Source organism: Photobacterium sp. AWH4_225 (genome assembly GCF_056158405.1).
In genome coordinates this window covers 3,324,850-3,338,837 of sequence record NZ_JBSWTF010000001.1, presented here as the reverse complement: position 1 = coordinate 3,338,837, position 13,988 = coordinate 3,324,850, and the positions used below count along the sequence as shown (strand labels likewise).

Annotated in this window: 13 protein-coding genes and 1 other RNA gene; 5 read left to right on the top strand and 9 right to left on the bottom strand. The window is 49.1% G+C overall.

The features are described 5' to 3' along the window. Positions 1–45: 45 nt before the first annotated feature. Positions 46–1,713, bottom strand: coding sequence for an energy-dependent translational throttle protein EttA (gene ettA, locus ACXAD4_RS15540; protein ID WP_475242544.1), 1,668 nt, complete (start codon positions 1,711–1,713; stop codon positions 46–48). Between the two features lie 342 nt (positions 1,714–2,055). On the opposite strand from ettA, the gene sltY reads away from it, so the two are divergent. Together sltY and trpR are read left to right on the top strand one after the other, a co-directional pair. Beyond that, positions 2,056–4,011, top strand: coding sequence for a murein transglycosylase (sltY, locus tag ACXAD4_RS15535; protein WP_475242543.1), 1,956 nt, complete (start codon positions 2,056–2,058; stop codon positions 4,009–4,011). A gap of 83 nt (positions 4,012–4,094) precedes the next feature. Further along, on the top strand, positions 4,095–4,412 hold the full coding sequence (gene trpR, locus ACXAD4_RS15530) for a trp operon repressor (RefSeq protein WP_107301296.1): 318 nt from the start codon (positions 4,095–4,097) through the stop codon (positions 4,410–4,412). Positions 4,413–4,530: 118 nt separating this feature from the next. On the opposite strand, the gene yjjX is transcribed toward trpR, so the two are convergent. The 4 genes from yjjX to ACXAD4_RS15510 all read right to left on the bottom strand — a co-directional run bounded on the left by yjjX (position 4,531) and on the right by ACXAD4_RS15510 (position 7,943). Then, the gene (gene yjjX, locus ACXAD4_RS15525; RefSeq protein WP_475242542.1) at positions 4,531–5,052 is read right to left on the bottom strand and encodes an inosine/xanthosine triphosphatase; all 522 of its coding nucleotides are present in this window, start codon (positions 5,050–5,052) and stop codon (positions 4,531–4,533) included. A 111-nt stretch (positions 5,053–5,163) separates the two neighbouring features. Continuing rightward, on the bottom strand, positions 5,164–5,802 hold the full coding sequence (locus tag ACXAD4_RS15520) for a helix-turn-helix domain-containing protein (RefSeq protein WP_475242541.1): 639 nt from the start codon (positions 5,800–5,802) through the stop codon (positions 5,164–5,166). A 525-nt stretch (positions 5,803–6,327) separates the two neighbouring features. Next, on the bottom strand, positions 6,328–7,434 hold the full coding sequence (locus tag ACXAD4_RS15515) for a M20/M25/M40 family metallo-hydrolase (protein ID WP_475242539.1): 1,107 nt from the start codon (positions 7,432–7,434) through the stop codon (positions 6,328–6,330). A 227-nt stretch (positions 7,435–7,661) separates the two neighbouring features. After that, on the bottom strand, positions 7,662–7,943 hold the full coding sequence (locus ACXAD4_RS15510) for a hypothetical protein (RefSeq protein ID WP_475242537.1): 282 nt from the start codon (positions 7,941–7,943) through the stop codon (positions 7,662–7,664). A gap of 442 nt (positions 7,944–8,385) precedes the next feature. Between ACXAD4_RS15510 and ACXAD4_RS15505 the strand changes: the two genes are divergently transcribed. Beyond that, complete coding sequence (locus ACXAD4_RS15505) at positions 8,386–9,549, top strand: threonine/serine exporter family protein (protein ID WP_475242536.1); 1,164 nt, start codon at positions 8,386–8,388, stop codon at positions 9,547–9,549. Between the two features lie 76 nt (positions 9,550–9,625). Here ACXAD4_RS15505 and ACXAD4_RS15500 read toward each other — a convergent pair whose 3' ends face one another. The 4 genes from ACXAD4_RS15500 to smpB all read right to left on the bottom strand — a co-directional run bounded on the left by ACXAD4_RS15500 (position 9,626) and on the right by smpB (position 12,943). Then, positions 9,626–11,590, bottom strand: a complete 1,965-nt coding sequence (locus ACXAD4_RS15500; protein ID WP_475242535.1) for a DUF2075 domain-containing protein — start codon at positions 11,588–11,590, stop codon at positions 9,626–9,628. Continuing rightward, positions 11,583–11,810, bottom strand: coding sequence for a helix-turn-helix domain-containing protein (locus tag ACXAD4_RS15495; protein ID WP_475242534.1), 228 nt, complete (start codon positions 11,808–11,810; stop codon positions 11,583–11,585). Before ACXAD4_RS15495 ends, ACXAD4_RS15500 begins: the two co-directional genes overlap by 8 nt. Before the next feature lie 177 nt (positions 11,811–11,987). Next, positions 11,988–12,357, bottom strand: a transfer-messenger RNA (tmRNA) gene (gene ssrA, locus ACXAD4_RS15490). Between the two features lie 106 nt (positions 12,358–12,463). Next, positions 12,464–12,943 carry an SsrA-binding protein SmpB gene (gene smpB / locus ACXAD4_RS15485; protein ID WP_475242532.1) on the bottom strand — a complete coding sequence of 160 codons (480 nt, stop codon included), beginning with the start codon at positions 12,941–12,943 and terminating at the stop codon, positions 12,464–12,466. A 213-nt stretch (positions 12,944–13,156) separates the two neighbouring features. Between smpB and ACXAD4_RS15480 the strand changes: the two genes are divergently transcribed. Together ACXAD4_RS15480 and ACXAD4_RS15475 are read left to right on the top strand one after the other, a co-directional pair. Further along, positions 13,157–13,591, top strand: coding sequence for an SRPBCC family protein (locus ACXAD4_RS15480; RefSeq protein ID WP_317525120.1), 435 nt, complete (start codon positions 13,157–13,159; stop codon positions 13,589–13,591). After that, positions 13,581–13,907 carry an RnfH family protein gene (locus ACXAD4_RS15475; RefSeq protein WP_475242808.1) on the top strand — a complete coding sequence of 109 codons (327 nt, stop codon included), beginning with the start codon at positions 13,581–13,583 and terminating at the stop codon, positions 13,905–13,907. Before ACXAD4_RS15480 ends, ACXAD4_RS15475 begins: the two co-directional genes overlap by 11 nt. Positions 13,908–13,988: the final 81 nt, after the last annotated feature.

The following is a 13,988-nucleotide window of genomic DNA, read 5'->3' as shown; positions in this document are numbered from 1 at the left end:
GGGCTGCATGATGCAGCCCTTTGTGTATCTAGAGATACGCGCGAATTACTTAGCAATACGCTTGTACTTGATACGGTGTGGCTCAGCCGCTTGCGCGCCCAGTGTTTTCTTCAGCCAATCCGTGTACTCGGTGTAGTTACCTTCGTAGAAGTTAACCTGACCTTCGTCACGGTAGTCAAGAATGTGGGTCGCGATACGGTCTAGGAACCAACGGTCGTGCGAAATAACCATGGCACAGCCAGGGAACTCTAGAAGCGCTTCTTCTAGTGCACGTAGCGTTTCAACGTCAAGGTCGTTGGTTGGCTCATCGAGTAGCAGTACGTTGCCGCCGGCTTTAAGCAGTTTGGCAAGGTGGACACGGTTACGCTCACCACCAGACAGATCGCCGATGCGTTTTTGCTGATCGCTGCCTTTGAAGTTGAAGCGTGAGCAGTAAGCACGCGCCTGGATTTCAAAGTTGTTGATCTTGATGATATCCGCGCCTTCGGAGATCTCTTGGTAAACCGTGTTGTTGTCGTTCATGCTATCGCGGAACTGATCAACAGACGCCAGGCTTACAGTCTCACCAAGCTCGATAGAACCAGAGTCTGGCTGCTCTGTGCCGCTAAGCATCTTGAACAGCGTTGACTTACCGGCACCGTTGGCACCGATGATACCGACGATCGCACCCTTAGGCATGCTGAAAGAAAGGTCGTCGATAAGAACACGGTCACCAAATGACTTGGTCAGATTGTTCACCTCGATAACCTTGTCACCTAGGCGCTCACCTGGCGGGATGAACAGCTCGTTGGTTTCGTTACGTTTTTGGTGATCACTTGTATTCAGCTCTTCAAAGCGTGCCATACGGGCCTTCGATTTTGCCTGGCGACCTTTAGGGTTCTGGCGAACCCACTCAAGCTCTTTCTCGATGGTCTTCTGGCGGGCTTTCTCTTGCGAGGCTTCTTGCTTTAGACGGGCATCTTTCTGCTCAAGCCAAGAGGTATAGTTACCTTCCCATGGAATACCTTCACCACGGTCAAGCTCTAGGATCCAACCTGCAGCGTTGTCTAGGAAGTAACGGTCGTGGGTGATCGCCACAACAGTACCGCTGTAGTCAACAAGGAAGTGCTCAAGCCAAGCCACTGATTCGGCATCAAGGTGGTTAGTTGGCTCATCAAGCAGCAGCATGTCTGGCTTGTCTAGCAGTAGGCGACAGATAGCCACACGGCGACGCTCACCACCTGATAGGTGTTTGATTTGTGCATCCCACTCAGGCAGGCGAAGGGCGTCAGCGGCACGCTCTAGTTGCATCTCTAGGTTGTGGCCGTCTTTGGTTTCGATCAGAGCTTCTAGTTCACCCTGCTCTTTAGCCAGTTTGTCGAAGTCTGCATCTTCTTCGGCGTATGCTGCGTAAACAGCATCAAGACGCGTCAGGGCATCTTTCACGTCAGCCACTGACTCTTCAACCACTTCACGTACGGTCTTTTCTTCATCCAGTACCGGCTCCTGAGGTAGGTAACCTACCTTTAGGCCAGCCTGTGGGCGTGCTTCACCTTCGATATCGGTATCGATACCTGCCATGATGCGTAGCAGGGTTGATTTACCGGCACCATTCAGACCCAAAACACCGATTTTGGCGCCTGGGAAGAAGCTCAATGAAATATCTTTTAGGATTTGACGCTTAGGTGGGACGATTTTGCCCACGCGCGACATGGTATAGACGTATTCAGCCATATCCGTTTGCGATCTCTAAACTAAATGAAAGGGGGTATTTTACCTGTTCTGGACATAAGTTTAACAGCAATGTTCATAATTAGTGCCCCAAGTGAGCGTTAAGGTAGCACTCTGCTCCCATCTTTGCGTAGCGGGTGCCTTTTACCGTGCGATTTCCTGCAACATTGCGATGTTAATTTTCTGTTACCCATCGGCGATCTTGATTATTAAATTCGACAATTTGGTATTACGCTCAATATTGGGCCGCCTGAAGGTTATTGGCGCCAGCCCTGCATCACGCAGAGGCTTGTAGTAATGGAATTTATATGCAATAAAACACACAGGTTTTTGACCTGAATGAACATGGACAACGAATGGAAGGGTGCTGTGTATAGCAATAAAAACCTTAAAGTAATTTCAGGTCTTGTGCTGTCGGTTGGCTTGCTGCTATCGCCTTTGATGCAGGCATCAACCCTTGAACAGCAGCGCGAACGCTACGAGCAGGCGCAAGTCGCCTTGGAAGAAAAGGATGAGGCGGCGTACGAAAAGCTTCGCGGCAGTCTGGATGACTACCCGTTGACGCCTTATCTCGATTACCGCGAGTTTATCCAAACCCTGTATGCCAAAACGCCCGGCGAAGTTGAGGCATTCATTGAACAATATTCTGCTTTGCCGTTCAGTACGACGGTGAAAGATCGATACCTCAACCACCTAGCAAAAACCGAGCGTTGGGAGAATTTCATTGAGGTTCAGCCTCTGCCGCCGCGCAGCCAGGTATTGCGCTGCCATTACTATTACGCCCAGAGCAAGCTTGGCAATAAAGACGTTGCCTGGCAGGGAGCACAGACCTTGTGGCTAACGGGGAAATCCACCCATGATGCCTGTGATCCACTGCTGAACACTTGGCAGAAAGCGGGCAAGCGGACCGATGTCCTGATTTTGGATCGCATGTTATTGGTTTATGAAGAAGGTAACCGTGGCCGGCTCAAATACCTCAACAAACAGTTGGGGGCCAAGAGCAAGCAGTCGGGTAAAGCGGTGATGGATCTCTACGATAAACCCCAAGGGGTGGCGGCATTCTCCAAGCGCAGCAAAGTGACCCCCTTCAACCAGAATCTCACTGTACTGGCATACAAAAAGCTGGTGCGCAGTGACGTCAAGGAAGCGGTAAAGCAGTATCACAACACCGTACAGGGGCAGCACTTTGAGGAAGCCAAGCGTCAGTCGCTGGCAGACTATACCGCCAGCCGCTTGATGGCGACCGATGATGAGAAACTGCAGAAATGGTGCGATAACGCGTTGGCGAAAAGTACTAACATCAGCTTGGTCGAGCGTCGTATCCGCCAGGCGATGCGCGAAGACAAGTGGCAAGAGGTCGAGCTTTGGGTGAATCGCTTGCCTGATAAGGCCAAGCAGACGACCCGCTGGACGTTTTGGCAGGCCCGGTTGGCCGAGCGTGACGGTGACAAGGCGTTGGCAGAAGAGAAGTATAACCAGCTCTTGGGCCAGCGCGATTTCTACAGCGCCGCGGCTGCGACTGTACTTGGTAAACCGATCACCTATCCGGTGAAAACCGCGGGTGATTACCGTACCGATGTGAAGGAGTACGAGCAGACCTTGGCACGGGTCAAAGAGCTTATCGCCACCGATAAGCTGCTAGCGGCAAACCGCGAATGGCACTATTTGCTGCGCGGGCTGGATAACGATCAGATTGTAGCCTTGGCTTCTTATGCCTCTATCAATAAGTGGCATCATCTCGCGGTACAGGCGACTATTTCCGGCCAGTTGTGGGAATACGTCGAGTTGCGCTTCCCGATTGCCCATAAGTGGTGGTTTGATTTCTTTAGCAAGAAACGTGATTTGCCGGTAACCACCATGATGGCACTTGCCCGCCAGGAAAGTGCGCTCAATATCGAGGCGGTCTCGCCGGTTGGTGCTCGTGGCCTGATGCAGCTGATGCCTGCTACTGCGAAGGAAACGGCTAAGAAGCTAGGGCGCAACTACGAAGGGAAAAACAGCCTGTTTGATCCCGGCGTCAATATTCGCCTTGGCAGTGGTTACCTTAAAATGATGCTCGAGCAATATGACAACAACCGGATCTTTGCCTTCGCTGCTTACAACGCAGGCCCGAGCCGGGTGACCCGTTGGCGCAAAGGCACAGATGGCCGACTGGATGTCTATGCCTTTATCGAGGCGATTCCGTTCAATGAAACCCGGGGATATGTCCAGAATCTGTTGATGTTCGAGATCTACTATGGTGATTTGACTAAAAGCCCGGTGCCATTGCTGACGGAGAATGAGCTCAGCACCAAGTATTAGCTTTTTTTTGCCAAGGGCTAGGTTGTCGCTGGTTAAAGGGATAGAATCAGTACTCGAGAACGAGTACATCAAATGAGGATGACATGTCGAATATTCAAGAAACCCCGGAATTTACCGAGTGGCAGCAGGTGATTGATATCTTGCGTCAGGCAACGACCGAGCACAAGGACGATACCTTGCTGAGGCTGCTATTGACGCCCGACGAAAGGTCGGTGCTATTGTCCCGAGTGAATATTCTGCATGAGTTGCTCAACGGTGAGCGTAGCCAGCGTAAAATCAGTGAACTGCTTGGCGTGGGTGTCGCAACCATTACCCGCGGCTCCAATGAACTCAAGCACCATGATGAAGACACTAAGGCATGGTTGTCTGCCTTGCTGAAAGAGCAAAGCCCGAACGCGTGATCTCCATCTAAACGGTTTTGATAAACAAAGGCCCCCAGAGACTTGATGTACTCTGGGGGCCTTTCTGTTTTTGGGAGATATCCCCACTTGCTTTGAAAGCATAGTGGTATCACTTAATTTATTTTGCGAACAATGTTGGGTGAATGAAGGGGATAAGTGCCAAAATCAGCGCCTGCTGGTACACCGAGCTGCGGCTTAGCAGATGGTTGGTCAGCATCGCAATGGCACCGCCTTTCTGCTTGATATTGGTTTGATTGAACATTTCATCCATGACATCGCCCAGCTCTTCGCCTTGGTGGAGCTTTTCCAGCGCTTGGGGAGGCAAAGGGAGTGAGGCCGAGCGGGCTTCTCCCCGGTTGTCACCGCTTTCGATAACCATCCAGGCAAACGTGAACTGACCATCAATACCCGCTTCAAGGCCCACGTAATAGTCTGCGCCAGGCGTGGCTTGGCGAGCATTACTGACGCGGTTTCTTGCGCCCTGCAAGGTTTCGTCGGCACACATTGGCTGGTCACGGACACCGCTGTCGACACTGATCCCTTCGATAGAAAACTGGCTATCTGGGAAGGTGTGCTTGAATGCGTCTTCGACGGCAGAAATTTTGGCGGGATTGGTTGAGGCGACAATTATCTTGGGCATAGCAAACATCCATTATCTGAGTGCTTACTATTCTAATACTTGGCGGCGCTATGTCACGCCGCCACATCGTTTAATCAGCGGTTTTTCATCAACGGCTAGGAGGTGCGCCGATTAACGGTCGTAAGCCCAGTCTGACTGGATGATGTAACCGTGGATCTGGAACTCATCGTTGTTGACGAACAAGTTAGGGAAATCCGGCTGAGAGGTCGAGAACACCACGCCGTCAGCAAGTTGCGTCATGTGGTAGAAGTCCGGCTCACTGCCACGAACGGAAGCAAATACCGGCTGCTTCGGACGGTAAATTGCCGTCTTGGTCGCAAGGGCGTAGCTGCCAACTGGTGCACACTGTGAGATATTCTCGTTATCGACCAGCAGGCCCAAACAATCTTCGCGCAGTAGATGTTGCGGGATAGCACGCTTGCTGATCACATCCACGGATGCCCCACTGCGAAAGGAGATAAAGTCTTTGCGGTGGATGATAGGGATGTAAGTGCTGGTGGTGCCTTGGTCCATACTGCTGTTGATGGTTGTGGTCGCTTGGGTGCCAGTATCAACCTGACCGGTCAGTAGGTAGCTGATTGACGTGCTCAGAGCCTCGGCAATTTTTTCCAACTCACGGACTTCGATACCGTACTTGCCAGATAGCTTACGGCTCATTGTCCCTTGCTGGAGATCAAGGGCTTCACCGAGTTGCTTTTGGCTGATCCCTTGGATTTTCGCTAAACGCTTAATTCTTTCTAAATATTCCATACTCACTAGCTTCCTGCTTAAATTTTTTACTGATGCAAACACGCATTCTTAAATGTCATATTGATTGTACTGCTAACAGCAAGCTGGGGATCTGGCGGGTATAAAAAATGCGATTGGTTTCGTTGTGGGAATATCAGTTTTTTTCCAGATGTGCAAAAAAGGGAACAATTTTCGCAAATTGAAATAAGAATTCGGCAGAATATTTGTTGGATGAAGATCACTCTTTGTAACCTTTACCGCTAAGGTATTATTGACCCAAAATGCTAGGTTTTGCTTTGTGGTTTTGATTTATATTACTGAAAGTAAAGGGTTTACATTGAGTTTTTCTTTGCTGACTGCCTGGTCAATAACCACAATGAATCTGCGGGTGATGTTTTATTTGTGGCAGTTATGTGTTGGTGTGTATCTAGTCGTTATTTTTATGTGTATCAGCAAAAAATAGCCATTACAGATAAAGCGGGAGGGGATGTTAGGTTATGCTTTCGGGGGATAAAGAGGAAGGCGAACCTTCCTCTTTGGTAGGGTTTAGCGAGTCAGGTAGGTGTACAGGAACTTGGTGATCTCTACCATGTCATCAATCTTGATGAACTCTTCCGTGGTGTGTACCTTCGCCATACCGGTAGACAGGTTTACTGTCTTCAGGCCTTTGCTGTTGAAGATGTTCGCGTCGCTACCGCCACCAGTTGGCTTACACATTGGCTCAACACCGTTGGCTTCGAATGCTGCTTTGATCTTCTCGACGTGCGGGTCGTTGTCGGCAATGCGGTAAGCGTTGTAGGCACGCTTAGACGCAATGTTGATTTCTGCGCCGTGCTTCTCAGCTGCAGCTTCAAACGTGCTCACCATGTGATCAACCTGCGCCTGCAGTTTGTCGTCATCTAGTGAACGTGCTTCAGCTTCGATGAACAGCTCAGGCATCACGATGTTAGTCGCTTGACCACCTTTAACCACACCGATGTTGGCTGTGGTTTCTTCGTCGATGCGAGATAGCTTCATGTTGGTGATGGCATCAGCCGCAACCGTCAGGGCATTGATCCCTTCTTCCGGTGCTAGACCTGCGTGGGCTGGCTTACCTGTGATGTTCACTTTCAGGTTCTGCTGGCCAGGTGCGGTAGTAATGATGGTACCGATAGGGCCGCCAGAATCGAATACGATACCGGTTAGCGACTCAACCTTGCTCATGTCGAAGTTCTGCGAGCCGTGCAGGCCGCCTTCTTCATAAACGGTGAATGCTAGTTCGATAGTCTGGTGCTCTTCGCCGTCAGCCTTGATGCAGCGAACCGCTTCCATAATAGCTGCGATACCAGATTTGTCGTCACCGCCTAGAATAGTGTCGCCTTTCGAGCGGATGATACCGTCTTCGATGATTGGCTCGATGCCGTTACCCGGAGTAACGGTATCCATGTGGCAGCTTAGTAGGATAGTACCTTCCAGCTTGCCTTCTAGTTTGGCGTAGATGTTGAAGCCGTTGGAGATCTCAGCAGGAACAGGAAGCTTCTGAACGTCAAAGCCCATTTCACCTAGCTGCTCGGCCAGCGCCTCGGCAATCGCTTTCTCGTTGCGCGATTCGCTGTCGATTTTAACCAGTTCAATAAAGTGTTGGACCAGACGGTCCTGATTGATATTTGCCATTTAAAGCACCTCCGTAATGGTCGCTATATTACGTGAACTGGCTGAACTAACCTTGATCTGTCCACCAATATCGTGGGGGTAATCACTATAAAACTTGAAATGTTAAGGTGATTATTCTGGCTTGTTGGGGAAATGTACGGCTGGGGTTGGGGAGGTGTGGGGGAGTCGTTAAGGGGAGGGCTTCAATCCATATGCCAATGAATTGAAGCCTAGAGCCAGTGTCGACACTACATCAGTGTCTCGTAAAACTCATCCATTAGGTTCTCGAGTAGAAAAAGTTGCTCGGTATCTTCTTCACTGAGCTCGTCCTTGTTGTAGAGCAGCTCCATTTGGGCCTGAATTGTCGCGATCTCTTTCATCACCTCCACGTTATGCTGCTCCAAGATCTCTTCCAGATCTTGCGCGTGTAATGGCGGAATAGAGAACGAAAGGGCGAAAGCAGCTATTACCGTAAACAGCAGCGGCTTGATGGCGAGTAGTGCCTTGATTCTGGTTGTAGGGGATTTCATTGACCGGTTCCATTGGTTTTATTGTGGTTAGGGGTAAAGCCTATGGAAGTGGTTGTCGGATCACTATGATATTGCGCAATGATTGAAAGTCAGAAATGAATGATTACAAATTTAGAACCTGTATATTTACCGCAGGTCAAGATATGTAAGACGCACGAGGTAATGAGAAAAAGCCCAATCCATCATTGTTTTATTTATAACAGATATTTACGCTGTTATTTTGATTGTTTAACGATGGTAATAAAGTGTCTCTTTAAGACCCTTATATAATCATTGGGAAACAATTAGCATATTAATTTCAATGATTTAGTAGCGCTAAAGTGCTAAAAATTATCGTGTGTGAAATAGCAGAGCTAAAATCTTAATTCTGAGATCTTACTCACTCGTTTCTGTGGCACTTATTTGTTACCTTACGCCGTTTTTGGCTCACTCTGATCTGGCTATGCCTTCACAATATATAATCAATAAAGTTGTAGAAATTGGGGATACCTTGCACCGCTGTGGGTGCCCACCTTATAAGGTGGAAAAGTATACCCAGCACTATGCCAAAAAGTATGATGCGGACGTTATGGTCCAGGCCATGCCAACCTCGATTAACTATCAGTTTCTTGGCAAGAGAGACACCGTCGTTCTAAAGCGCCACAAACCCGCCTCTATTAACCTTGCCTTGCTGGCCAATACCATTGACCGCATTAACCAACCACGCAAAGAAAAACCAGCGAAAGATTTTCACTACCCTAAATGGGTCGTGGCATTGGCTAATATGGGAATCCCCCCTGCTTACTTGATGTTGGTTGGGAGTACGCTGGAAGCAGTAGGGTGCGCGACCTTGCTTGGGCTAATGGTTTGGTTAGTCCAGTTAATATGCCATGGCCGCCGTGCGATTGCCGCTGAGTTTATAGCGGCATTGCTCACCGGCCTGTTTGTCGCCTTTATTGTGAGTTTGGGGATCAATGTGCCCGTCTGGGCGCTGTGTATTGCGTCGATAGTCTTGTTTGTTCCTGGATTATCGATTGCTAACTCATTGGAATGCCTAGCGTTCAATGACTTAGTCTCTGGTACCGCCCTGCTTGGGCAAAGTATGTTGACCCTACTCAAATTGTTCATCGGCATGATGATCGGCTTGAGCGTCGGTGAGGCTTGGTGGGGGCCTGTGGATACTCTCCCGTATACCAATGAAATTCCTCTGTGGCTGCATATCTTTGGCTTGGTGTTGATCTCGTCGTCGATCGGGGTGATCTTTAATGCCCGCCCGCAAGATATTTTGCTTGGGCTGCCGGTTGCGGTGTTGGGCATGTGGGGGCCGATGTACCTGGGCTTTGGTGGCGACTGGGTAGTGGGCACTTGGGTGACAACCGTATTGATCACCTTGTATGGCACTAAAATTGCCAAACTGCTTAACCTAACCGGTTCTATTTATATCGTGCAGGGGATCATCATTCTGGTTCCCGGTAGTCGCGTGCTGATCAGTGCAAGCCAATCCGTGTTCGAGCAATCTATCTTGCCGATCCCTAATATCGGCCTATCAGCCATCTTCATGTTTTCAGCCATTGTAGCCGGGCAGATCACCGCTTATTCGCTGTACTCGCCAAAGATAGATCGTTAATCACTTCTCACATAAATGGCCACTAGTTCCATGAACTAGTGGTCTTTCCAAGCGTTTGAGCTGCTGCTTTTAGCTATTACTCTACAGGTAAGGTTTGGAACCCGCACTGTAGAAGGTATTGGTAAGTGTGTTGGTAATAATTGCATGGGCGGGTTGGGTCGCCATCGTTTCCTTCAGGCACAAAGATCACCATGCCTTGTCGTGCACGCGTTAGCAGCACCCGGTATGCATTCTCTAGATAGCGTTTGTCTTGCTCTTTGTTACGCTTTTGCCACTTAGTGCCTTTGAAGCGCCAATGCTCAAATTGCTGATCAATATAACGATAGTCTGCATCCCATCCAACCAAGCACCAGTCTAGTTCAAGCCCTTGGACATCAAACTCAGTAGCAACATCTTCTAGGAAGTGGCATGAGCGGATATCGTCGTGGGGATGGAGGAACCAGCTAACCGGATCAAACTTGTTTTTGACAAAGATCCCTTCAGCTTTGAGGCGAATGCCATTGGAAGATGCCAACATGCCAATGCTTTCTAATCCGCGTGATTGCTGTTTTAGCCATTGTTTGGCTGTAGCGAGATCACGGGTCAGGTAGAGCGGATATTGGGCTTGTAATTCATCAGCCAACTCTGCGGCTTTTGTGCATTCTCCTGCGATGACATGGTGGACAAAGCTAGACAGCTTTTCGGCCCTGAACGATCGCATCGAAGTCGCCAAATGCAGGCTTGGCAGTTTGTGTGCGTTTTGCAGATTTTCTAGTGATAAACCATCTGAGACATATTCGCCCTTGAGTAACTCTGTCGAGCAGTAGACCTGCCAATGAGAGTAATCATGCTCTAAGGCCGATAGCCATCCCGCAAGCCCGGCTTCGCCAGTATTGATCTCTTGCCCGCCGCCTATCAGGGCAATGATCACCGCCCAGTCTTCGTGCCTGTCCATCACTTCAATCAAGAATTCAGGCTCAGATTGATTAAAGTCGGGCTGATTACGTTTGGTTTGCATGAACTTTGATGTCTGCTCTGCGTTCCATGCCCGTTGTGCCTCGTCAAATATCGCGACATTTTCTGGCGGGATAGAGCCATCCAAAGCCTCATCACGGAAGCGGTGAATATTCTGGATAAACTGTGACGTTTCTCGGCGTGCAGCCGCTTTGCTCATATCGGTACGTGAAGACTTATCAATGGCGAGTGCTTCTTGCAATACACTTACTAATGGCCCGTTACCACTTAGAAAAACTGAGTACTCGTTATCTTTAGGGTTAGAGTGGGTGTTGGCAATATTAAGCCCGACTAACGTTTTACCTGCGCCAGGGACACCTGTGACGAAACAAATAATTTTTTGCGTATTGACTCGGGCTTGGTGGATAAGTTCGAGTAACTCGTCGCTGGTTACGCCTAGGTTTTGATTATCCGCTTCATTACGCGCAATATCTTCAACAGCATGATTGGCATACAGTGCCTGCGCAGCCTCCACGATAGTAGGGGTAGGGAGGTAACCGCTATTAGACCACTCAATGGCATCAACCTGATTAGCTTGCAGCTTAGCTGCGCACTGCTTGATGATGTCGGCTATCTGCTGGCCATTATCGACAATTGGTTTAGCGACGCCATCTTTATCGAGGGTTAACTCCCACGCACTTTTTTCCGCTTTGGTTGCCAGGAGAATTGGCACTATAGGGAGTGAATGACTGCCTCGATGGAAGTTTTTCAGGTCTAGCGCATATCCGACGGTTTGGCGCAGATCAGCAGAATGGTAGTTGCTTGAGCCGACTTTAAACTCGATAACAAAGATAATACCTTGATAGATAAGTACCACATCAGCGCGCCGTCCCATTCGCGGGATAAGGAACTCAAAGAACAGGTGCCCATCATGAGGTGATAAACCAGATAATGTTTGCTGCAGGATTTGAACTTGTGCTGCCCACGCCCCTGTCTGTTCATGCTGTAATTGCTGGGTATGGCTACTGGCAAGCTTACCGATAATGTTATCTGAGGAAGATTGAAGAAAATCTGACAGGGTTGCGTCGTAAAAAGCTCGGTTACTCATTGTCGACCTCAAACGCCAAAAGCTTTTCCGGTGCAACATCAAGTGCCTTCGCCAACTTAAACAAGTTGATGAGGCTGACATTTCTAAGGCCCCGCTCAATGCCACTGATATAGGTACGGTCAAGTCCACAACGCGCAGCCAATTCTTCTTGGCTTAACGCAGTATCCTTTCTTAATTGTCTAATGTGTAACCCAAAGGGTTTGAGTACTGAGTCGTTCACGGCAGTCTACTTTTTGCTTGCTTATGAACGACATGGTCTTCGCCTGTAGACTTTTGGTCCACGGACTATGAGTCACATTTGCTCTTGTAGATGAGGAGCTGTGAGGTATTGAGTGTTGGTAGTATCAAACAAACAAAAAGGGCGGTAATCTTTCGATTACCGCCCTTTCCAAACGTTTGGTGGAGCTGGCGGGAGTTGAACCCGCGTCCAAAATCAGTCTAACAGATGGCGCTACATGCTTAGTCTTTCTATATTCTCGTAAGAGCACTGCGGAAAGACACGCCATGCCAATACATACCAGAATTCTATTTCGCGGTTCACCTCTCTGGTCGAAGGTTCCCTCGCTATCTTGTTTGGGTTTGAACCCCTGTTGGTCCCCGTCTTACAAGCGGAAGCTAGGGCAGGAGCGCTCTTAGCAGGTTATTAAGCTGCTAGTGCGTAGTTTTCGTCGTTTGCGACTATTTTTTTGCGGCTTTTTTACGAGGCCAACCGCACCTCGGCATGCTCCACAAGCCTTCGTGATCCTGTCGAATCCTAAATCAGCCCCAGAGTTAAGGCGATGGTAACAGAATTTCACCTAGCGTCAATACAATTCCCTACCAGCGCGTTTCTTATGGAGAAAAATCCATCAAATTACTGGTAGGAAAGGAGTATTAGCGTAGGCTGCTCTTCATGATACGCGCCTTGTCGCGTGCCCAATCTTTGTCTTTCTTGTCGGCACGCTTGTCGTGTAATTTCTTACCTTTTGCCGTACCTACTTTAAGTTTAACCCATGAACCCTTCCAGTACATGGAAAGCGCAACAATGGTTTCACCATCGCGGTTAACGGCACCCATCAGCTTGTCGATTTCACGGCGGTTCAACAGCAGCTTGCGGGTACGGGTAGGATCGGCCACTACGTGAGTTGACGCGGCGTTCAGCGGGGTGATCTGCACACCCGAGATGAAGGCTTCGCCGTTGCGCAGGAATACGTAGCTTTCCGAGATGTTTACCTTGCCAGAGCGGATCGCTTTAACTTCCCAGCCCTGGAGCTCCATGCCAGCTTCGTACTCGTCGCTGATCGCGAACTCGAAACGGGCGCTTTTGTTCTTGGCAATAGTATTGCTACTTTGCTTTGGTTTTTTCTTTGCCATAAATACTCTTGAATGTTGCTGTCCCAACCGCAGATAACTGGGCTGGTCGAAAAAGTGTCTATTTATAAATCAATGAGATGAACTCAATAAACACGCTTATTTTGGCTGTTAGCTCAGTAATGGTATCATTGGGCTTGTCCTTGTCATAGGTTTTCACCAGCAATGCGCACAAATCCTAGGGCAGGCGGCACGTTTTAACCGTAAGGAGAAGCTATGCCTCAGATCAGCCGTTCTGCATTAGTACCATTTAGTGCAAAACAAATGTTTGAACTTGTTAACGATGTTGAATCATACCCTGCATTCTTGCCGGGCTGCTCGGGTACCAAAATTCTGGAAAGCTCCGAACAGCATATGATGGCCTCGGTGGATGTGTCCAAGGCCGGGATTAAGAAAACATTCGTGACACGTAATGATCTGACCGACGGTAGTGTGATCGCCATGCAATTGGTCGATGGTCCATTCAGCCGCTTGGTCGGTGGTTGGCACTTCACCGAGCTCGATGCCGAAGCGTGTAAGGTTGAACTTAAGCTGGATTTTGAATTTACCAATGGCTTGGTGGAAGCGGCGTTCGGCAAGGTATTCCGCGACTTGACCAACAACATGGTGTCTGCTTTCACCCAGCGTGCGCGAGAGATTTATGACTTCTGAAGAAAAGTTGATCCACGTAGAAGTGGTGTATGCCCTGCCTGATGTGCAGAAGGTGATCCGCGTGACAGTGACGCCGGATATGCAGGTGCAGCAGATCATCGAGCAATCCGGAGTATTGGCAATGTATCCGGAGATCGACCTGAAGAAAAACAAGGTGGGGATCTACAGCCGCAACGTGAAGCTTGATGCCACGGTGCATGATGGCGACCGCATTGAAATTTACCGCCCGCTGCTGGCCGATCCGAAAGAGATCCGCCGTAAACGTGCGGAGCAAGCCAAGCAAGAGGCTTTGGCTGCCAAAGAAGAGAAAGCCTAATTTAGTGCTTCAATAGAGGCAAAAATGAAAAAGCTCGCCGATGGCGAGCTTTTTGTTTTCTGATAACCAGCAATTTGTTAT

Excerpts from the sequence above, each read along its gene's own strand:
- ettA (WP_475242544.1), bottom strand. The coding sequence starts at position 1,713 with ATGGCTGAATACGTCTATACCATGTCGCGCGTGGGCAAAATCGTCCCA.
- sltY (WP_475242543.1), top strand. The coding sequence starts at position 2,056 with ATGGACAACGAATGGAAGGGTGCTGTGTATAGCAATAAAAACCTTAAA.
- trpR (WP_107301296.1), top strand. The coding sequence starts at position 4,095 with ATGTCGAATATTCAAGAAACCCCGGAATTTACCGAGTGGCAGCAGGTG.
- yjjX (WP_475242542.1), bottom strand. The coding sequence starts at position 5,052 with ATGCCCAAGATAATTGTCGCCTCAACCAATCCCGCCAAAATTTCTGCC.
- ACXAD4_RS15520 (WP_475242541.1), bottom strand. The coding sequence starts at position 5,802 with ATGGAATATTTAGAAAGAATTAAGCGTTTAGCGAAAATCCAAGGGATC.
- ACXAD4_RS15515 (WP_475242539.1), bottom strand. The coding sequence starts at position 7,434 with ATGGCAAATATCAATCAGGACCGTCTGGTCCAACACTTTATTGAACTG.
- ACXAD4_RS15510 (WP_475242537.1), bottom strand. The coding sequence starts at position 7,943 with ATGAAATCCCCTACAACCAGAATCAAGGCACTACTCGCCATCAAGCCG.
- ACXAD4_RS15505 (WP_475242536.1), top strand. The coding sequence starts at position 8,386 with ATGCCTTCACAATATATAATCAATAAAGTTGTAGAAATTGGGGATACC.
- ACXAD4_RS15500 (WP_475242535.1), bottom strand. The coding sequence starts at position 11,590 with ATGAGTAACCGAGCTTTTTACGACGCAACCCTGTCAGATTTTCTTCAA.
- smpB (WP_475242532.1), bottom strand. The coding sequence starts at position 12,943 with ATGGCAAAGAAAAAACCAAAGCAAAGTAGCAATACTATTGCCAAGAAC.
- ACXAD4_RS15480 (WP_317525120.1), top strand. The coding sequence starts at position 13,157 with ATGCCTCAGATCAGCCGTTCTGCATTAGTACCATTTAGTGCAAAACAA.
- ACXAD4_RS15475 (WP_475242808.1), top strand. The coding sequence starts at position 13,581 with ATGACTTCTGAAGAAAAGTTGATCCACGTAGAAGTGGTGTATGCCCTG.